Annotated in this window: 13 protein-coding genes; 7 read left to right on the forward strand and 6 right to left on the reverse strand. The window is 49.2% G+C overall.

The annotated features are described in order from the left end of the window. Positions 1-28 precede the first annotated feature (28 nt). A complete protein-coding gene (locus BM202_RS19160) occupies positions 29-463 on the reverse strand; it encodes a PDDEXK family nuclease (protein ID WP_093829050.1) in 435 nt (144 codons plus the stop codon). Positions 464-499: 36 nt separating this feature from the next. On the opposite strand from BM202_RS19160, the gene BM202_RS19165 reads away from it, so the two are divergent. From BM202_RS19165 to BM202_RS19180, 4 genes are all read left to right on the forward strand, one after another. Next, a complete protein-coding gene (locus tag BM202_RS19165) occupies positions 500-2,917 on the forward strand; it encodes an ABC transporter permease (RefSeq protein ID WP_093829052.1) in 2,418 nt (805 codons plus the stop codon). Between the two features lie 382 nt (positions 2,918-3,299). After that, positions 3,300-5,741 carry an ABC transporter permease gene (locus BM202_RS19170; RefSeq protein ID WP_093829054.1) on the forward strand — a complete coding sequence of 814 codons (2,442 nt, stop codon included), beginning with the start codon at positions 3,300-3,302 and terminating at the stop codon, positions 5,739-5,741. An 85-nt stretch (positions 5,742-5,826) separates the two neighbouring features. Continuing rightward, entirely contained in the window at positions 5,827-8,265 is a 2,439-nt protein-coding gene (locus tag BM202_RS19175) for an ABC transporter permease (RefSeq protein ID WP_093829056.1), read from the forward strand. Between the two features lie 55 nt (positions 8,266-8,320). Next, a complete protein-coding gene (locus BM202_RS19180) occupies positions 8,321-10,723 on the forward strand; it encodes an ABC transporter permease (protein ID WP_093829058.1) in 2,403 nt (800 codons plus the stop codon). Positions 10,724-10,733: 10 nt separating this feature from the next. Here the strand turns inward: BM202_RS19180 and BM202_RS19185 are convergent, their stop codons facing one another. Continuing rightward, the gene (locus BM202_RS19185) at positions 10,734-11,906 is read right to left on the reverse strand and encodes a hypothetical protein (protein WP_093829060.1); all 1,173 of its coding nucleotides are present in this window, start codon (positions 11,904-11,906) and stop codon (positions 10,734-10,736) included. 153 nt (positions 11,907-12,059) lie between these two features. On the opposite strand from BM202_RS19185, the gene BM202_RS19190 reads away from it, so the two are divergent. Both BM202_RS19190 and BM202_RS19195 read left to right on the forward strand, forming a co-directional pair. Further along, entirely contained in the window at positions 12,060-12,776 is a 717-nt protein-coding gene (locus BM202_RS19190) for a DUF5020 family protein (protein WP_093829062.1), read from the forward strand. Between the two features lie 125 nt (positions 12,777-12,901). After that, positions 12,902-15,334 (forward strand): ABC transporter permease, encoded by a 2,433-nt coding sequence (locus tag BM202_RS19195; protein ID WP_093829064.1) that lies wholly within the window; start codon positions 12,902-12,904, stop codon positions 15,332-15,334. Positions 15,335-15,442: 108 nt separating this feature from the next. On the opposite strand, the gene BM202_RS19200 is transcribed toward BM202_RS19195, so the two are convergent. Together BM202_RS19200 and BM202_RS19205 are read right to left on the reverse strand one after the other, a co-directional pair. Continuing rightward, the gene (locus BM202_RS19200) at positions 15,443-15,889 is read right to left on the reverse strand and encodes a hypothetical protein (RefSeq protein ID WP_093829066.1); all 447 of its coding nucleotides are present in this window, start codon (positions 15,887-15,889) and stop codon (positions 15,443-15,445) included. A gap of 38 nt (positions 15,890-15,927) precedes the next feature. Then, the gene (locus BM202_RS19205) at positions 15,928-17,616 is read right to left on the reverse strand and encodes an ArnT family glycosyltransferase (protein WP_093829068.1); all 1,689 of its coding nucleotides are present in this window, start codon (positions 17,614-17,616) and stop codon (positions 15,928-15,930) included. A 223-nt stretch (positions 17,617-17,839) separates the two neighbouring features. Here BM202_RS19205 and BM202_RS19210 point away from each other — a divergent pair, with 223 nt between their 5' ends. Then, complete coding sequence (locus tag BM202_RS19210) at positions 17,840-19,252, forward strand: sigma-54-dependent transcriptional regulator (RefSeq protein ID WP_093829070.1); 1,413 nt, start codon at positions 17,840-17,842, stop codon at positions 19,250-19,252. A 90-nt stretch (positions 19,253-19,342) separates the two neighbouring features. On the opposite strand, the gene BM202_RS19215 is transcribed toward BM202_RS19210, so the two are convergent. Next, positions 19,343-19,762, reverse strand: a complete 420-nt coding sequence (locus tag BM202_RS19215; RefSeq protein WP_093829072.1) for a hypothetical protein — start codon at positions 19,760-19,762, stop codon at positions 19,343-19,345. Positions 19,763-19,846: 84 nt separating this feature from the next. After that, complete coding sequence (locus tag BM202_RS19220) at positions 19,847-20,593, reverse strand: lysophospholipid acyltransferase family protein (RefSeq protein WP_093829074.1); 747 nt, start codon at positions 20,591-20,593, stop codon at positions 19,847-19,849. Between the last annotated feature and the right edge of the window lie 30 nt (positions 20,594-20,623).

The raw sequence follows: 20,623 nt of genomic DNA on the forward strand, positions 1-20,623 counted from the left end.
CCGCACCGGCGGCCCGGCCATTGCGTTTCTACAAAAGAAACGTATTCAGGTCGAGGTTCAGGATTTCGGAAAATGACGATTCGGTTGTCAGCCCACCATCACCAAAGCGATAGCGGTACCATTGCTCGGTTTTGTAATTATAAATAAAGCCTTCACGGATACCATACAGGTCGTTGTCAACCAATTGAATAACTTTTTGTATGTCATCTTTTTGGCCTTTTGTCTTACAAACTTCAATAATGACTGGCGTTTCATCGGAATCGTTATTGATCAGCGATAAGTCAGGAACAGGACTAACCTTAGAATCGTCAGGCAATGGTTCTAGCCGAATCTTTTTCTCGTGATAGTAAAGAATGCCCAGGCCGACAGTCAACTTGGCAATAATTCGTTGATGATCAATAGGTGCCCAAACGCCTAAACCTTCATGGACAAGTGATAGTGGATTTGTCGAAGGAAAGTACATACATATAGGGTTTTAACAAACATATCATAAAAGTTAATGTTCCGCAATTACCTCAAAATCGCCTTCCGCACCCTCTGGAAAAACCGTACGCATTTCCTGATTAACATCGTCGGATTGTCGGTGGCGTTTGGTACGTGTGTGCTGCTGTTTCTGACCGCTACGTTCGAGCTGTCGTATGATAAATTCCATACGGACGCTGACCGGATCTTCCGGCTGAACTTCCTCTCATCTAATCGCGATGGCACGCCTGACAAAAGTGGTACGATGCCTTTTCCCATTTCGCCCGCACTAAAAGCAGAATTCCCGGAACTAGAAGGCGTATCGCGCTATTTCAGCAGGGGATCGAGTGTTCGGCGAAATAACCAGATATACGGAAAGGATGTCAGGATGGTCGATCCCGATTTTCTGCACATGTTTACGTTTCCGCTCCGGAAAGGCAATCCGCGAAGCGCCATGAATAACCTGAGTGACATTGTCATCAGTGAAAAAATGGCCAGCGACATTTTCGGAAAGGAAGATCCGATGGGTAAACCGCTTCAGCTTCGTATGAACGATACGTGGCAGGCATTCACCGTGTCGGGCGTTATTAGCAATGCACCGGCTAATTCTACGTTCGATTTTGATGCGCTGATACGTAGTGAGAATGCCGTGGAGTACCAGACCAGTAAAAATCGATGGGATTTTGGCAACCATGATGTATATGTTAAGCTAAAGCCAGGAACTGATCCACAGGCGCTGCAACGGCGAATGCAGCCTTTTATGGAAAAATATTTTGCCCAGGAGATAAAAGATCACAGAGGGCTAGGCTATCCCAATAATAACCTGGGCTTCCAGAAAAGTCTACTGCTGGCACCGATGCGGGAAGTGCATTTCGACACAGAAACGATGCACGGTGAAGCCATTAGTCGGACCTACATCTACACGCTGATGCTGATTGGCTTATTCATTCTGGCCATTGCCTGCATCAATTTTATTAACCTGACCATTGCGCAATCGCTTTCCCGGGCGCGAGAAGTAGGCGTTCGGAAGTCGCTGGGCGCACAGCGGGTCCAATTGTTTGGTCAAATTTGGGGCGAAACGCTGTTGCTTTGCCTCGGCGCACTCCTGGTTGGCCTGGGACTGGCCTATTGGGTTCTACCTACATTTAATCGCCTGTTTCGAAGCCACCTGATAGTAGATGACTTTCTGAAACCAGGCGTTCTGCTGGTGACAGGTCTGGGATTTTTGCTCATCACGTTGATAGCCGGAGGTTATCCATCCTGGTTCGTGACACGCTTCAACGCGGTGGAAGTGTTGAAAGGAAATGTCAAAATGAGCCGACCGGGTTTGCTGCGTAATTCGCTCATTGTGACCCAATTTGCCATTGCCTGCCTGCTCATCGTTTGTACCCTGATCGTGCGCCAGCAGATTACTTACCTTCAACAGAAACCAATGGGCCTGGATAAAGAGCAGGTGATCAGCATTCCGGTAGGTACCGCACTTAAGGGGGACGTAGCGCTGAAGGCCATGCGCGACAGATTGGCCAATCAACCCAACATTGCTGCCATATCAGGTTCGGGCGTTAACATCGGCGCAGGTTTAGATAATAGCTCGTCGCGAATGATGTTCGGTTTCCTTTATGGTAAACGAGACATCACCTGCGACTGGCTTCGGGTAGACACTGATTACCTGAAAACAATGGGTATCAGGTTGTTACAGGGCCGTGATTTCAGCGCCGATTTTGGCACCGATTCGAGCACGAACATTCTGATTACGCAAAGTATGGCGAAAAAGCTGGGCGAGGCTAATCCCGTGGGTAAGTTCATTAAACCCGACGATAAACAGTTTCAGATTGTTGGCGTCGTGTCGGACTTTAATCTATACTCGCTGCATCAGGAAGCCCAGCCCATCGCGTTACAAATGCAGTCAAACTTCCCGATCAGCTACGTGCTGATTCGGGTGAATCCGCAGAACCTGACGGGGGCTATGGAAATGATCAAAGCTGCCTGGAAATCGATTGCGCCTAAACAGGAGTTTATTGGTTCGTTTCTGGATGAAAATACCGAGCGCTGGTATAGAAAAGAACAGCGGTTGTCCACCATTTTTTCGTCGGCTGCGGCCGTTGCTATTATGCTGTCGTGTATGGGTTTGTTTTCCATTGCCCTGATCTCGATTCAGCAACGTACCAAAGAAATTGGCGTTCGTAAAGTGCTGGGGGCCAGTATTCCCAGCATCGTTGCGATGCTTTCCAAAGACTTTTTGAAACTGGTATTGGTCGCCATTCTGATTGCCAGTCCGATTGCGTGGTGGGCGATGGATAAATGGCTCGCCGACTTTGCCTACAAAATTGACATCGAGTGGTGGGTGTTTGCGCTGGCCGGTATGCTGGCTATTATAATCGCCCTCGCTACCGTAAGTTTCCAAAGCATTCGGGCGGCTCTGATGAATCCCGTCAAATCACTACGGTCTGAATAGCGCGGAGCAAGAAGCCTGGGGCATGGTTTTCACTCCGTACCCTAGGCTCCCTGCCCCCTCTGTCCACTGTCGAACAAAATCTGTCCGATAGTGGACATTTTTTTGTTGTTTAGTTTAATAACGTACTGAAAATTAATGATTTGTATAAATGGCATGATCGTGGTAGAGAAATCAGTAGAACTTCCTCTTTTACCAACATTTACTACTTGAATCATGAAAGCTCAACTTACTTTTCTTAGCATCTTTATGAAGGTATTGCTGATGGGACTAGTTCTTGCCGTTTGCTTTATGGCCAAAGCTTAACCCATCGCTACGTTCGGAATAAATTGCAAAGGGCAGAGGGCGGACCACCCCACACCCTTATCCCCATGCCCGTACCTCTATGCTCGTAAACTACCTCAAAATCGCCTGGCGGACCCTTCGTAAGCAACAGGGTTTTACATTCATCAACATCGTTGGGTTAGCGGTTGGGCTGGCTTGCTGTATGCTCATTATGCTCTACGTGCTGGATGAGCTGAGCTACGACCGTTACAACACCAAAGCCGACCGGATCTACCGCATTCAGGCTGACATTAAGTTCGGTGGGAATGATATGCACTTTGCCGTTTCGCCTGATCCAATAGGCCCGACGCTTAAAAAAGATTATCCACAAGTTGAGCAGTTTGTGCGCCTTCACCAACGCGGAACGTGGTCGGTGAAGCGGGTTGGTGAACCAACTAATCTGCGTGAAGACAACATCACCTTCGCCGACTCAACGCTGTTCGATGTATTCACATTGCCACTCGTGTCGGGTGATCCCCGGCGGGCATTAGCTGAGCCCAATACGGTGGTTATCAGCGAGTCGGCGGCTAAGCGGCACTTTGGTAGCCAGAATCCAATGGGCAAGCCAATGTTGTTCGACAATAACAAGACCTTCAAGGTATCGGGCGTTATGCGCGATATGCCCCAGAATTCACACTTCCGCAGTGACTTCTTCCTGAGCATGCTCAATGATAACTATCCTTGGGGGCAGTGGCTCAGCAACAATCATCACACCTATGTCCTGCTTAAACCGGGGACAGACCCTGCTGTTTTTTCTAAAAACTTCGATGCCGTCATCGAAAAGTATGTTGGTCCGCAGGCATTGCAGTTGGTTGGTACGTCGATGGAACAGTTTCGGAAGGCTGGGAATCAGATTGCCTTCTGGATGATTCCGCTCACCGATATTCATTTGCATTCCAAACAGCAGGTTGAGCTGGCACCAAACGGCGACATTCAGTACGTCTATATTTTCTCCGCCGTAGCTCTGTTCATTTTGCTGATTGCCTGCATCAACTTCATGAATCTGGCCACCGCCCGTTCGGCGAATCGGGCGAAAGAAGTTGGCGTCCGGAAAGTGATGGGTTCAGAACGGAAGCAACTCATCGGGCAATTTATGACCGAATCAATCCTGACAACGGTATTGGCTATGTTGCTCGCTGTATGCCTTGTTTCTGTGGCTTTACCGGGTTTCAACACCATTTCGGGGAAAACGATGAGCATGGCTCAGCTTGTATCACCCTATTATCTACCCCTGCTGATTGCCCTGCCCATACTCGTTGGTCTACTGGCCGGTAGTTACCCGGCGTTTTTCCTGTCATCTTTTCAGCCGATTACGGTGTTGAAAGGCAAAATCAACGTCAGTTTCAGAAGTGTTGGACTACGTAGCGGTCTGGTCGTTTTTCAGTTCATGATGTCGGTAGTGCTCATTGTGGGAACGATTATCGTGTATCGGCAAATCACTTACATACAGACCAAAAATGTGGGTTTCAACCGCGACCAGGTCATGACGGTTAATGGGGTATATGCCCTGGGTAAACAGGCCGAAACGTTCAAACAGGAAGTACTACGTTTGCCTGGCGTAATCAGCGGGAGCGTTTCAGGCTATTTGCCTACGCCCTCCAACCGTGGTGATACGTCATTCTTTCCTGAAGAACAGACCGATCTGAACAAAGGGATTAGTATGCAGTACTGGGGTGTTGACTATGATTATGTAAAAACGCTAGGGATGCAGGTTGTTCAGGGACGTGATTTCTCGCGGGAATTTGGCTCCGATTCGTCGGGTATACTGGTTAATGAAGCAGCGGTGAAGATTTTAGGGTTTAAAAACTGGAACGCCGGATCGCCAATTGGCAAACGAATCTGGCGGCCCGACGACCCGCAGCTTAAAACCAAAAAAGTGTATACCATCATTGGGGTTATCAAAAATTTCCACTTCGAGTCACTTCGTCGCAACATTGGGGCTTTATCGCTTGTGCTTGATGCTAATTCAGGGGCGGCTTCCTTCCGAATCAGCCGTGCGAATGTGCCCGTGCTGATGAAGGAAATTGGAGCTAAGTGGAAACAGATCGCTCCCGGCCAGCCATTCAGTTACCAGTTTATGGACGATAGTTTCGATGAGATGTACCGGGCCGAACAACGTATCGGCACCATCGCGCTGACGTTTGCCGCACTCGCCATCCTGATTGCCTGTCTGGGACTGTTCGGACTGGCGGCTTTCATGGCTGAGCAGCGTACCAAGGAAATTGGCGTACGCAAAGTACTGGGCGCGTCGGTTGGTAGCATTATTGGTTTGCTTTCAAAAGACTTTTTGAAACTGGTACTGATTGCGATTCTGATTGCGTCGCCATTGGCCTGGTACGCTATGAACCAGTGGTTGAAGGACTTCGCCTACAAGATTGATATTGAGTGGTGGATGTTTGCCCTGGCGGGTTTGCTGGCCGTAGGCATTGCCTTACTAACGGTGAGTTTCCAAAGTATTAAAGCTGCGTTGATGAATCCCGTCAAATCACTACGGTCTGAATAGCGTGGAGCAAGGTGCATGGAGCAGGGACGGTCCGTCGTTACGGCAAAACCGCGCTCCATGCACCTTGCTCCACCCCCTATGCCCCATGCTAAAAAACTACCTCAAAATCGCCCGGCGCAATCTGGCGAAACATAAGGCGAACACGCTCATTAACGTAGCGGGTCTGGCCATCGGCATGGCGTGTTGCCTGCTGATTGTTTTGTATGTTACCGATGAATTGAGTTATGATCAGCACTGGCCGAATGGGGAACGAATTTACCGGATGGCCCTTGAGCGCCGATATCCCGGACGTAGCACTAAATATGCGATTATTCCGCCATCCTATGCCCAGTCGGTAAAGAAAGAAATACCGGAAATAGAGCAGACCACGCGCGTATTTAACTTTGGTAACAATGAACCAACGCTGTTCAAATTAGATGGGCACACCGTTGAAGAGAAAGGCTTTCTGGCGGTCGATTCAACCTTTTTTCAGGTATTCCAGACGCCACTTTTGCGAGGTCAGCCCAATCGGGTGCTCAGTCGACCAAATACCGTTGTCCTGACCGAAAGCACCGCCCGACGTTTGTTTGGCCAGGCTAATCCCATCGGAAAAGTACTGGAGATTGTACAGGGACCAAAATTAGAAATAACGGGTATCTGTGCGGATGCCCCAGCCAATGCTCATTTTACGTTTAATTTCCTGTCGTCCACGCGCGGTTTTGAGGAAGCTGAACAAGTCAATCACATTAGCTTCGCAGCACACACCTATCTGTTGCTACGTCCTAACACACAACCCGAAACCGTTGAAACGAAATTACCGGCCGTTGTTGAAAAATATGCAGCGGGCGAAGTAGAACGCAGTTTTGGCGTTTCCTACCGTAATTATGTAAAAGCCGGAAACGGGTATTTCTATTTTCTGCAACCTCTCCGCAGCATTCACCTCGACTCGCATCTCGAAGCGGAGCATTTGACGAATGGCAGTCGGTCCCTGGTGTCCGTTTTCTCAATTATCGCAGCATTCGTCTTGCTGATTGCCTGCATCAACTTCATGAACCTGGCCACGGCCCGTTCGTCGGAGCGGGCAAAGGAAGTGGGGATTCGTAAATCGCTGGGCTCAACAACCAACCAGCTGGCCGCTCAGTTTCTGACCGAGTCGGTGTTGTTAAGTTTGTTCAGTTTAGTCGTAGCGCTGGTGTTGGTCGCCAGCCTGCTTACCCCCTTCAATACATTGGCGGGCAAATCCCTTACGTTGTTGTCGCTGGTACGTTGGGAAACCTTGCCTTTGCTCCTGGGCGGAGCGGTGCTGGTTGGTCTGTTGGCCGGGAGCTATCCGGCGGGCGTGCTATCCGCCTTCGAACCGATCAAGGTCCTGAAGGGTAAGTTTTCGTCGACCCGTCAGGGGCATTTGCTACGTAATGGGCTGGTCGTCTTTCAGTTTACTATATCTGTGTTGCTGATTGTTAGTACCATTGTTGTATTCAGCCAACTGAATTTTATTCAGCAGAAAGAACTGGGCTTCACAAAGGAGTCGGTGGTTAAACTAAAAGGAGCCGGTTTTCTGGATAAAAACACCGAAGCTTTCAAGCAGGAAGTAGCGAAACTGGCTGGGGTGGCGAGTGTAGGCGGTACGAGCAGCACCCCCGGTGAAGAAGGATTTTTTGGGATTACGTTTCGCAAAAACGGCGAGAATGAAACGGTTACAGGGAAGGGTTGCGTCGTCGACGACCAATACCTGCAAACACTACGTATGAACATGGCCGCTGGTCGGCCTTTCAGCCGTCAGTTTGATGACTCGCTGTCGGTTATTCTGAACGAAGAAGCAGCCCGGCAAATCGGTCTGCCAGACCCCATCGGTAAACAGATTACCAGTCCCGATAATCTGGCGCAACGCGGAGGAACACCCGTCACCTACACCGTTGTTGGTATCGTTCGTAATTTTCACTTTGGTTCATTGCACCAGCGTATCAGCCCCCTGTTTGTGCTAAATGACCGGCTTTTCCGCCGGGTTAATAACGAGATTGCTATACGCGTGCGAGCCGACGAGCCTGGTGCTGTCGTAAGCCAGATTGAACGGGTGTGGAAGCACTACCTGCCCGATCAGCCCTTTCATTATTCGTATCTAGCGGCCGACTGGGGTGCTTTATACCAGTCGGAGCAGGTAGCTCAACGGATTTTCGGGGTGTTTGCCTTGCTGGCGATCTTCATTGCCTGCATGGGTTTGCTGGGTCTGGCCATGTATGTTATCCGGCTGCGAACGAAGGAAATTGGTATTCGGAAAACGTTGGGAGCCTCAATACCGGGTTTGGTGGCTCTACTCTCCAAAGACTTTCTTAAATTGGTTTTTATGGCGATTCTGATTGCCTCACCCATTGCCTGGTATGCGATGGACCGATGGTTACAGGATTTTGCGTATCGCATCGACATCGAATGGTGGGTGTTTGCGGTGGCAGGGTTGCTGGCGATTGGCATTGCCGTATTGACAGTCAGTTTTCAAAGCATTAAAGCCGCTCTGATGAATCCCGTAAAATCATTAAGGTCTGAGTAGAGACGCAAAGGCCGGGCCGCCGGTGCGGTTGCGTCTCTACATTAACCAATCCCCTATGCTACGTAACTATCTCAAAATCGCCGTTCGCAATCTGTGGAGAAACAAGGTTTTCTCTGGCATTAATGTAACCGGGCTGGCTGTCGGGCTGGCTTCGTGTCTGTTGCTGTTCATGTACATTTCGCATGAACTGAGCTACGATGATTTCCAGCAGAAAGCTGATCGCCTTGTGCGGGTAACGATGGAGTACAGCATGGAAGGGCGTGTGGCTAAAATACCCGAGACGGGTACTAAAGTGGCTCCAGAATTCGGTCGGCACTTTCCGGAGATCGAATCGGGCGTTCGGATGATCAATCGGGAGGCTGTTGTGCTCAACGGTGATCGGCAATTCAGCGAAAAGCGACTTGTGTTTGCCGATTCTGCTTTCTTTACTCTGTTTTCATTTCCGTTGCTCAAGGGTAATCCGCAAACGGCTTTAGTTGGTCCGAACGTAGTGGTATTATCCGAAACGACAGCACAGAAATATTTTGGCGCTGTAAACCCGGTTGGGAAAACGCTACGTATCAATACGGGCGGCTCCTTTCGGGATTATGCAGTAACGGGTGTCGTTGGTGATTGTCCGGCTAATTCGCAGATCAAGTATGATCTGCTGGCGTCCTTTGCGACCCTCCCCGCGGCCAAAACAGAAGAATGGTATTCATCTAACTACGCTACGTATTTGCTACTACGTTCTCCTGGGGCCATCGCTCCGTTACAGGCGAAGATTCCGGGCTTCATGAAAACGCAGTTCGGTAAGGATGAAATGTCGGCGGGAAGTTATCTGACTTACAACCTCGAACCGCTCCGTCAAGTGCATCTGCATTCTAACGTTGAAGGTATGTTTGAGCCAAACGGAGACCTGATGTATATCTATATTTTTGGGTCGATTGCGCTCCTGATTCTGGTGATAGCCTGCGTTAACTACGTTAATCTGGCCACGGCCCGCGCCGTGGAGCGGGCGCAGGAAGTAGGGGTACGGAAGGTGATGGGTGCCATGCAGGGGCAGTTATTTGGGCAGTTCATTGGCGAATCGGTAATCGTTACGTCAGTTGCCTTACCACTTGCCTTGTTGCTGGCTGGTCTCATGCTGCCTTTGTTCAATACGTTGTCGGACCGGCAATTTTCGTTTGATGTCTGGCTCAGGCCCGGCAATCTGCTATTGCTACTTGGCGTTGGCGCCGTGGTGAGTTTGATAGCAGGAAGCTATCCGGCATTGGTCCTGGCGCGGTTTCAACCCATTCGGGTTTTGAAAGGCCAGTTGAAAACCGTTGGAGCCGGTCAGTTTCGCAAGGGATTGATCGTGTTTCAGTTCGCCATCACGGCTTTCCTCATTACCAGTACGTTGCTGGTTCGGAATCAGTTGTCGTATATCCAGCAAAAAAAACTGGGTTATACTAAAGACCACGTACTGTTGCTGCCTGTCGATAAGCAGGTCCTTGCAAAAATACGGTCGATAAAAAGTGAATTCCGTCAGAATGCCGATGTGCAACAGGTTTCATTAGCCTCAGAATCACCCGTATTTATCAACGGTGGCTATGGTATGCGCCGGGCCAATATGCCGGATGGGGCGTATAAGATGGTTGCGGGATTACAGATCGATGAGGATTTCATTAAAGCCGTCGGACTGCATATACTAGCAGGCCGCGACCTGACCCAAACGGACGTCGAGCAGGCCAGCGTTCCAGACGGCGACAGCCTGAATTATTACCATTTTATCCCGAATGAATCGGCGGTAAAAGAACTTGGCTGGACACCAGAGCAAGCTATCGGTCAGAAAATTGACATGAATGGCCGAAAAGGTGAAATCAAGGCTGTCGTGGCCGATTTTCATTTTGCGTCCATGAAACAGAAAATTGGACCGCTTCTTCTCTTTCCGGAAATGGGTGGCGAAATTCTATTGGTGAAGCTATCGGGTAGTCAATTGCCAAACACGCTTCAGTTTTTGGAAAGCAAATGGCGGACAATTATACCAGATCGCCCATTTGCCTATGAATTCATGGATGAGGAATTTAACAAACTCTACGCTGCCGAAACACGTACGGGTCAGATTTTCAGCGTTTTTGCATGTCTATCGATCTTCCTGGCCTGCCTGGGTTTATTTGGATTATCGGCGTATGCCACGGCACAACGTACCAAAGAAATTGGCGTTCGTAAGGTATTAGGGGCGAGTGTCGCCAGCATCATTACGTTGCTGGCTAAAGACTTCCTGAAACTGGTTTTCATTGCCATTCTTATCGCCAGCCCACTGGCGTGGTGGGCCATGAATAGCTGGTTGCAGGACTTTGCCTACAAGATCACAATCGACTGGTGGGTTTTCGCCTTGGCGGGCCTGCTGGCCATTGGCATTGCGTTACTCACCGTAAGTTTCCAAAGTATCCGAGCTGCGTTGATGAATCCGGTCAAATCACTACGTTCCGAATAGCGTGGTGCTGCTACTCACACCGTTGTCCATCCAGTCGAAAATAGCGTACCGTAACCGGCATGGCAGTCGTTGTGTCGACAAAGCCCTTCAGGGCAAACAGGCCGATGTATTTTGGCGTCATGCCAAATTCGTGGGTCGTAACTTCCTTGAATGAGAAATTGTCGACGGGACTGGCCGAATATAAAAACCGGAATTTCTGCCCTTGCTTCTCGATCCTGAAGGCAAAGTTTTTAAGGTTCGTCCTGGCAATACGTTGGTCATTGGCGTTGGCTAACTGGAAAAGCGGCTGGTGCACAAACTCTTCCAGATTGGCGTGCCCTTTGCCATAGGCTGCGATGGCCTGAATGAGAATTTCGCCGGGTTTGACGTAGCCGCCAAAGTAATTGTTGTAGGAGAGCGATAAACGAATGCTTTTGCCCGTGAAAAGCGTGTCTTCCAGTAACAAAAGACCCGCCTGCTGCCAGTTACTATCGGGTACAAAATCATTAAAATGAATTTCCGTATAGAAACAATCATCCTGGATTTCTTTCAGCAGCAAATTCTGTACACGTGGTGCTTCGCCGGTTTTAGGCCAATTGTCTCCTTTGAGCGTAAAGAGCGTCAGGCGATTTGACTTCTCGGCCCGGCGGTTCCAGAACTGGGCATTTTTGTCCTGAAGAAACCACCCATTCTGTTTCAGGTACGATTCGTCGGTAGTATGGAAATCTTCCTGTAGTTGCGCTAAATCCGACTGGCGGAAAAACAAAAATAAGCCAATTAACCCCGCTACTACGAGTCCCGCACTGATTACCCTTAAACGGCTCTGTGTCTGGTTGTTTTGGCGGACGTCCGGCTTAGGTAACGGGCCAACCTGTTCGCGATAGCGGAACCAGTACGGAAAATGCTCATCCACTTTTTTGCGCTCCACTTCGGACGTAGCAGGGGCATCGAGAACGTAGCGTGCCAACGTGTCGAGCGTCGCTATCGACGGATTTTCCTGCTTACTGGATGCAGGATTTAGCACATAAGCCGCATAGTTTTTCACACTTTTCCAGCCAATAACAAGCCCGGTACGTTCCTCGATTTCGTTGCTCAGGTGTTTGCTCTCCGGCTCAGAAAGCGGTTCGCTTAGCGGATGGCCGAAACATTTGATGACCACCGCCTTGAATAGATCGGCAAATGCCCGCCGGTCGAAATCATCCATCTGTATCCACGGGCTTCAACCCATGTATGTATGTTAAATCACAGGCTTTAGCCTATGGATACCACGTCGGAATTATGAATTCCGTGACGTTTCCGCCCGAATTCCGCTGTTTTTTTCTATGGCGACGAAGCTTTACCGAAAAAAACGTCCCACATGAAAAATACCTTGCTACTTATTTTTTGCGTTACGTCCCTGTCTGGCCAGGCCCAGCAACTCCAGCTTCACTATGATTTCAGGCATTCGATAAACGCGACGCTCAATCGACGAAATTTTGCGTCGCTGACGTTCGAGTATTTCAAGGGAAATGATTCGACCGGCTCTTTCTTGTTGAAAACGCAAACCGACTTCACAGGCGAAAATAACAATGTCGGTCAGATTTTTGTGCAGGTTTCCAAGAATCTACGATACTGGCGGCCTAAAATTCAGCTGGCGCTAACCTACAGTGGCGGCCTGGGAGTGGCCCCACCGGCTTACGGCTATTACCTCACCAATACGGTTGGAGTTGGCGCGGCTTATCCGTTTCAATGGCGGGGTGCCTGGTTTAGCACGAGTATCGTGTATCGGTACAGCGCTTTCCCGAAGCCGAGCCACGATCCACAGCTTACGTTTTACTTCGGACGGGGGTTCTTCAATTACCGGATTATGGTTGCGGGAAGTTTGGTAGCGTGGAGTGAAAACCGAAACCAGGGAAATGATTTTACGAAAGAGATGAGTGGCAAAAAAGTAGCCTTTTTCGGCGATCCTCAATGCTGGGTCAAGCTTACAAAAGCGGTTTCCATTGGCTCCCGGATTAATCTGTTTTACCACGTACTGACGGATGCCAATCAGCTGCAGGTTTATCCCACGCTGGCGTTGAAAAATCAGTTTTGACGTAGAGACGCAAATAGGCGTTTCTACAAAACCTTAACATTTTTTAACGGTCTAGTAATCAGCGAGAAAGGCAAACAGTCGATACCTTCACGTATTGAAAAATAGGTATATAAATCGTTTGTCTTATGCTCCAGAATTACATTAAAATAGCTCTTCGTAACCTGCTTCTGCGACGATTCTACGCCTTCGTAACGCTGCTTGGTCTTACGGTTGGCATTACGTTTTTGCTGCTCATTGGTAATTATGTTCAGGGTGAATTGCGTGTTAATCGAAACCTTCGAAATCCTGGTCAGCAGTACCTGGTACAGAGTCGCTGGAAGGAGTCAAGTATGGGTATGGATTTTACAACACTGGCACCCATGGGCCCAACGCTCAGGCAGTTATATCCGGCGCTGGTGGCCAATTACTATCGTTATTATGGCGTTTCGGCTAACGTATCGAATGGGGAGAACCGTTTTCGGGAGTCGATTCAGGTTGGTGATTCCACGCTGCTATCAATGTTTGGTTTCCCGATGGTGTTCGGTGATCCTCAACGAGCACTTCTCGAACCCAATTCCATTGTTATTACAGAAGCCATTGCCCAAAAGTATTTTGGTAAAACGGATGCCCTTCGCCAGCAACTGACTATACAGACACCGGCGGGTGGCAAACAGGTATTCACGGTTACGGGCGTCCTGCGGAACTTGCCGAAGAATAGCGTTACCAACCTGACACCGACGCCAGATGTGGTGTTTATTCCCATGCGAAATATTAGCTATTTCATGGCCGAAACGGCTATGCGTTCCTGGCAGAATCAGTACATTCCAACCTATCTGGAGCTACAACCGGGTGTAACGGCCGATAAATTAACCAGGCCGATGGCGCAATGTCTGGCTACCTATGCCCCGTCGGGTTTTAAGCAGAATTTGCAAGTCTACCTCAGTCCGCTGGAGACGTATTACCTGAAAGGCAACAATGGTCTGGTCGAAAAGATGGTATTTACGCTGACCATTATTGCGGTATTTATCCTGCTGATGGCGGTAGTCAACTTCGTTAATATCACCATTGGCATGTCGGCGACGCGCCTTCGGGAAATTGGTGTTCGGAAGGTGCTGGGCGGGTTAAAAAAACAACTTGTCGGACAGTTTCTGGCCGAAGCGTTACTGCTGACTTTCGGTGCTACGTTGCTGGCGTTGGGATTTCACGAGCTCTTTCGGCCCTTGTTTGCCAGCCTGTTAGGTAGATCCATACCGTCCATAATCGACTGGTCACTAATGGCATTGGTGGGATTGGTGGGTCTTATGTTGTTGATTGGTGTATTGGCCGGTAGTTATCCGGCTTTTGTGTTATCAAGTTTGCCATCGGTCGAATCCTTGAAAGGGAAACTGGTTGCTTCCGTGCAAAAAGGTATCGGATTGCGCCGAGCCCTAGTTGTGTTTCAGTTCACCGTCGCCATCTGCGTTTTCATTGGTGCGTTAGTGATCGGGCGACAGGTAGCGTACTTCTTCAGTAAAGATTTAGGATACCAAAAAGAAGCTATGCTGTCGGTTGCCTCGGTGCCACGCGATTGGTCGCCTGCGGGTGTACATCGTATGGAAGGCATACGGGATCAACTGGCGCGCATTCCGGGTATTAGCGACGTGAGTTTTTCGTTTGAAATTCCCGATGGACGAAGCAGTGGCAATGGTCAACTTTTTCGGCAAGGGCGTGATAGCAGCAGCGCGGCTGTTGTTACGGTGCTAACCACCGATGAACGGTTTGCCCAAACCTACGGACTCCATTTACGGGAAGGTCAGTTTTTCCATGCCAACGGCGGAAGTTATGACTCAACGCGGGTGGTGTTGAATGAATCGGCGGTTCGGGCGTTGGGTTGGCCCAATCCAGCTAAAGCAATGGACCAACTGGTTCGATTTCAGGGCAGTAATCGAACGTACCGAATAGGCGGTATCCTGGCTGATTTTCATTTTGGCTCGTTGCACAAACTCATTGAGCCAATGATTATTCTGCCCGTTCGAACGAATCCCATTTATCGCTATTTCTCATTTAAACTCAAATCCGACCCGGCTGGCATGAGTCGTTTGCCCGAAACCGTAGCCGCCATTGGGCAGGAATGGGCGCGCTTGTTCCCCGAGGCTCCCTTCGAATATTCGTTTATGGACGATACGCTCCAGAAACTTTATCAGACCGAAGTGCAACTGCAAAAAGCTTCGCGACTGGCTACTACATTGGCGTTGGTGATTGTACTGCTGGGCGTACTTGGGTTGGTATCGCTGAACGTAACCCGCCGAACCAAAGAAATTGGCATTCGGAAAGTGCTTGGGTCGTCAACGGTCGCTATCGTCAATCTGTTTATGAAGGAATTTATCCTGATCCTGCTGATTGCCGCCCTGATAGCATGTCCATTAGCATACTACGTATTAACCGGCTGGCTGGCGCATTTTGCTTACCGCACAGACTTGTCCTGGTTGCCATTCGTGGCAGTGGTCAGTACGTTAACGATGCTAACCGGATTGATTGTCAGCACGCAGGCCATCCGAGCCGCCTTAATGAATCCAGTGCAAAGTCTGCGTAGCGAATAAATCTGAACCGGGATTTATTTGGCTTTATTGACCAAATATGATTATTGCTTTCTTTGAAAGCCCTGTTTTAAAATCATAGTCAGTCAATAAAATCATATAAATCCTGGTTCAGACAAGAAACTGATTCAGGTCAAGTTGCAGGATTTCTGAAAATGACGATTCGGTCGTTAGGCCCCCATCGCCAAAACGATATCGAAGCCATTTACTCGTTCGGTAATCGTAGACAAAGCCTTCACGAATGCCATAATCATCTTCGTCTATCAATCGAATTACTTTACGCAGATCTCCTTTCAACCCATTCGTATGACATACTTCAATAATAATGGGCGTTTGAGCTGTCGGGTTGTCCCGCAACGACACATCTGGTACCTGACTTGCCTTGCCCTCATCAAGCATGGTTTCGGGCAACGGCTCCAGGAAAATCGCCTTTTCGCGGTGATACAAAACCCCCAAACCAATTGTCAATAGGGAGATAACACGCTGATGATCGATAGGTGCCCAGATACCCAGATCTTCAGCAATCAATGAAGGCTCAATAGCGGTAGGAAAGTACATAGAACTTGAGGGATGTAAGCAAATCTAATAAAAAATGATTAACGAACCTCGGTCAATACATAAGGCAGCAGCGTTTTGGACCGCGTGGCCGGATTCAGGAATGGGTACGTTAACTGACTGACATGATAATACGGAAACACCGCCAGCGTATGCGTAGTAAAACCTCTAGCGGATAACGAATCGGCATATTCGGCCGTTGTAAATACCTGCTTCGGCCCCGATTGAATTTGTGCCCTCAAGGCTGAATCGGTGCGGGTGTAGTGGGTGGGCGCGTTGGCATAAAACTCATACGTCCAGAAGCTCCCCCCGCCGTTTCCAGTACCGGGTTCATACAGCACCGTTGGCTTTTTAGACAGGCTCGGCTGAGTATTTACGTAGTCAGCGCCTGCCATGCCGGCCTGGTATTGCAGAAAGGTCGGGTACAGAAACAGATTCAGGGAGCCCCCCAGTACCAGCATGGTTCCGACCATTCGGCCCATCAATGACAGCAGGTTGTTCTGCCGGAAAAGGGCGGAAAAAATAAACGTAATGACCACAAGCCAGCTTAAAGCGCTCCCCAGTTGATTCGGTTGCACGAGCCATAATAACGCAGCCATGAGTATGATCAGTAAAAGACCGATACTGGTCTGACCAATAGTCCATCGGCGCAGGGCCAGGGGCGTCAGCGTGACCAGAAATTGCGCCGTCAGGACAGCATAGAACGGAAAAACGATGTTCAGGTAGTGCGGCAATTGAAAACCCGACAGCGAGAACAACAAGAACGTAGCCAGGCCAGAGCCAGGTGATACGTACTCAGGAAGAATTAATTTTCGTTTGGCGAGACCTATCAGGGCTTTGCCGATGCCCAGATACAGGGGCAATGACCAGGGCAGAAAAGCCCAAAGTAACGTATGGACAAAGAAAAACGGATCGCCTTCACCCTTAATTGGCCCTGTGTTGAAAAACCGCCCGAACTGGCTATCCCAGAAGAAAAACCGCACGCCCGATACGTCCGTTTTGTCAAAGATGATCTTTTCTGGATGCAAATCGAACTGCTGGTATAAACAATAAATTTCGGGTAAGGTGAACGCAAATGATAGCACAATTGCAACGTACCAGCGTCCCTTAAGCAGTTCTCGCCAATGACCCGTCAGGAGCCAGTGCAGCATTAACCCTGCGCCAATGGGCACGAGCACGAAAACGCCTTTTGTCATCAGGGCACAACCGGTCAGAAAGGAGCCAAGTAGCAGGTGGTAAAAACGGGCGCCCAGAAATACGTGGTAAAAATGATAGACCGGACCGATAATCAACAACATCAGGTAGGGTTCGGCCCGAACATCACTGTTGGACAGCACACCATGAAAGGCAGTCAGTAACACCAGCGTAGCTACCTGGGCCGTTAATTTCGAATAAATTAGTCGGGTAAACTGATAGGTATAGAGTACGCTTCCCAGGAAAAACAGCAAGGCCGGAAACTTGTAGGCGAACGTATTGATGCCGAAAATCCTGAAACTGATAGCCGCCACCCAAAATGGAAAATGAGGTTTGTCGAGCCAATCGCTCCCTACGGCATACAGATTAACGAAATCACCGGATTGGGCCATTGTTTTGGCAATGGTGGCATAGAGCGCGCCATCGGGTTCCAGAATGGGCGGAAACAGGCCGGTTGCATTCAGGAAAACGCCAGCCGCTACAAGCGCATAAAACCAGCGATCGCTGATAGGGGAGGATGAGTAAACGTCAGTCATTCGCAGGCTTTTACGGTCGATTCTGTCAAGTAGTCGTATTATTATCTTTGCGGTTCAAGGGACTAAATGACAACCAATTACCACCCGATAATGACAACGACCATCTACTGACCATACTGACCGCTTAACGACTTTTTGTCGCCAAAGTACGTAAGAAAACCGTAATTCGCTGTTGAATCGGTACAGACGTGCAACAAATCGGTCAGCTCTTTATCTTTGGTATATGCAAGACGCAAAACTTTTACTCGTTGACGATGATCCCGACGTATTGCTGGCAGCCCGGCTGCTGCTTAAACGACACGTTAGTACGGTAGACATCGAAAAGAACCCCGAAAAACTTCCATTTCTGCTTAATAACAACCGCTATGATGCGATTGTGCTGGATATGAACTTTCAGCGCGATGTCAGCAGTGGACGGGAAGGATTCGCCTGGCTTGATCGTATTTTAGACATTGACCCAAAAGCACGGGTCGTATTGTTTACAGCCTATGGTGATGTGGAGATGGCCGTACGCGCCATCAAAGCTGGAGCCGTGGATTTTGTGCTGAAACCCTGGCAGAACGATAAATTTTTAGATACCATTCGTGGCGCTGTCGAAGGTCGTAAAGATCGGTCTGGCGGTGCGGAAGGAGCGAGTTCGGTTTTAGGAAAAGAGTCGAACGGAAAAGAGCAATCCGATAAGAAATCAACCAAACAGACTAACATTATTGGCTCGGCCATGCGTCCTGTGCTCGACACGGTTGAGCAGGTAGCCCCAACCGATGCCAACGTATTGATTCTGGGCGAGAATGGCACTGGTAAAGACCTGATTGCGCGAGCTATTCACGATCAGTCGTTGCGAAAAGACAAGCCGTTTGTAAGTGTCGATGTAGGTGCCCTGACCGAAAGTCTGTTCGAAAGCGAATTGTTTGGCCATGTCAAAGGAGCTTTTACGGATGCTCGTGACGACCGTGCCGGCCGATTTGAGGAAGCCAATGGCGGAACAATCTTTCTGGATGAAATTGGTAACCTGACACCATCTCAACAAGCCCGACTGCTCACCGTTCTGCAACAGCGGCAGGTAACGCGTGTTGGATCAAACAAAGCCCGTCCGGTGGATGTGCGATTAATTTGCGCCACCAACGCTGACCTCAACGAACGCGTTGCGGAACGGGCCTTCCGGCAGGATTTGCTGTATCGAATCAATACGATCGAACTGCATCTGCCGCCCCTGCGCGAACGTCCTTCCGATATTGCGCCGTTGGCTGAGTTTTTTCTGAAAAAATATGCTAAACAGTACAACCGGTCGGTGTCGGGTCTTAGCCCGGCCTTGCTGGCTGAGATGAAGCAATACCGCTGGCCGGGAAATGTTCGGGAACTGCAACACGCTGTGGAACGGGCTATTATTCTGGCTCGGCCTGAACTGGCTAGACCGGAATTAGGTCAGGGAACGATGTTGCAACCAGAGAGTTTTGTCTTCAGGAATGGTACGTCGGTAGCATCGCCCGTAAATGAAACGCTGCAGTTAGAAGATATGGAGCGGCAATTGATTCATCAGGCCATGCAAAAACACCGGGGCAGTATCACCGACGTAGCGCGGGAGTTGGGTTTATCAAGGCAGGCGTTGTACCGGAGATTGGAGAAGTTTGGCTTATAAGTCTACGTCTAAGCAAAACCTAGCTTAACCGATCCAGCAAAAGTGTTAAAATCTGCTGTTGCGTTTTCTCTGCTTGAGCAAATTTTTGATTTACTTCCTGAAAGCCTTGCTGCATTTCCTGTCGTAACTTAACCTGATCATCAGCAATAAGGTCTGTTTTTCTATGTAAGCTGGCCTGTCCTTCGGTAAGCGAATTGGTCTTGTTTGTAAGTCAGCTTGGCCTTGGGTTAGTAAATTAGTTTTGTTTCGTAGGTCGACTGTTATATTCCGTAAGTCGGCTTGTCCTTCGGCAAGTAAGTCAGTTTTACTCCCTAAGTTGACTTGTCCTTCGGCAAGTTGATTTACCTTAATCGTCAAATCCGTCACTCCTTTGGCCGCAAGCTCAGCATTAGCGTTGGTACGAAGGGCTACTTCAAGAATCTGCCCATTCGATTCAATCAAGCGGTCAGTTTTTTGAGCTACGTCAGCTAATACGAGTTCGATTTGATCTAAACGTTTATCAGGTGTCATGCAGGTGGGTATATTTGAAGTAAATATGCGAATTGTTCTTTCTGAATGACAAAATCCAATCGTTAGGTTAGTTGAAAGCAAGCCTTAAACCACCTGCCCCAATTCGTTGGCGATGGCTTCTCTTGCTACCTGAAGAATCTCCTCCGGTGTGCGGCCAGTGGGTTCAATGCCGGGCAATACGTCCCACGACATGCGGGTAAAGGAGGTCAGTGGAAATAAGCCTTTTGGATTAAATCGACCCGTTCCCCGGATGGCAATGGGCACCACCAGCGCAGAGGGTGCCCGTTTGAGCAACGTAGCGACGCCACCTGTTACGAACGGACGCATCTGATACGTAGCGGAACGCGTTCGGGTACCCTCCGGAAAAATCATGGCCGACAGATTCTGCTGCTGAATGAGCTTTCCCAATCGGGCAATCTCGACGATGGCCTGCTTGGGGTCTTTGCGATCAATAAGCGCGGCCCCACTTTTGCGCAGGTTATACGACACACCGGGTATTCCATGCGCCAGTTCTATTTTTGAGACAAATGTGGGCGTATAGCGACGAAGAAACCAGATGATCGGCGAGATGTCGAACATACTCTGGTGATTGGCTACGAAAATAATCGGCCGGTCGGTGGGCAGGTCCTGGTTATTTCGAAATTCAATGCTGCTTCCGGTCAAATACCAGCCGTAGGCAATGCTGGCGTTCATCCAGTCTACCGTTTTTTTGTGGGCGGGTCTACCAAACAAATTAAACGCAATAACCTGCATAACGTGATAAACACACAACACCAGGCCAAAGTAAATCAGGTAAATAATGCTCAATACGTAATCGACTATTTTTTTCATATAAAGGAGGTTACCCCAATTCTGCCACAA

The organism is Spirosoma endophyticum (assembly GCF_900112365.1).
Lineage (GTDB): Bacteria > Bacteroidota > Bacteroidia > Cytophagales > Spirosomataceae > Spirosoma > Spirosoma endophyticum.

Coding starts and splice junctions, on each gene's coding strand:
- BM202_RS19180 (WP_093829058.1), top strand. CDS start 8,321: ATGCTACGTAACTATCTCAAAATCGCCGTTCGCAATCTGTGGAGAAAC.
- BM202_RS19175 (WP_093829056.1), top strand. CDS start 5,827: ATGCTAAAAAACTACCTCAAAATCGCCCGGCGCAATCTGGCGAAACAT.
- BM202_RS19170 (WP_093829054.1), top strand. CDS start 3,300: ATGCTCGTAAACTACCTCAAAATCGCCTGGCGGACCCTTCGTAAGCAA.
- BM202_RS19195 (WP_093829064.1), top strand. CDS start 12,902: ATGCTCCAGAATTACATTAAAATAGCTCTTCGTAACCTGCTTCTGCGA.
- BM202_RS19205 (WP_093829068.1), bottom strand. CDS start 17,616: ATGACTGACGTTTACTCATCCTCCCCTATCAGCGATCGCTGGTTTTAT.
- BM202_RS19210 (WP_093829070.1), top strand. CDS start 17,840: ATGCAAGACGCAAAACTTTTACTCGTTGACGATGATCCCGACGTATTG.
- BM202_RS19165 (WP_093829052.1), top strand. CDS start 500: ATGTTCCGCAATTACCTCAAAATCGCCTTCCGCACCCTCTGGAAAAAC.
- BM202_RS19190 (WP_093829062.1), top strand. CDS start 12,060: ATGAAAAATACCTTGCTACTTATTTTTTGCGTTACGTCCCTGTCTGGC.
- BM202_RS19220 (WP_093829074.1), bottom strand. CDS start 20,593: ATGAAAAAAATAGTCGATTACGTATTGAGCATTATTTACCTGATTTAC.
- BM202_RS19215 (WP_093829072.1), bottom strand. CDS start 19,762: ATGACACCTGATAAACGTTTAGATCAAATCGAACTCGTATTAGCTGAC.
- BM202_RS19185 (WP_093829060.1), bottom strand. CDS start 11,906: ATGGATGATTTCGACCGGCGGGCATTTGCCGATCTATTCAAGGCGGTG.
- BM202_RS19200 (WP_093829066.1), bottom strand. CDS start 15,889: ATGTACTTTCCTACCGCTATTGAGCCTTCATTGATTGCTGAAGATCTG.
- BM202_RS19160 (WP_093829050.1), bottom strand. CDS start 463: ATGTACTTTCCTTCGACAAATCCACTATCACTTGTCCATGAAGGTTTA.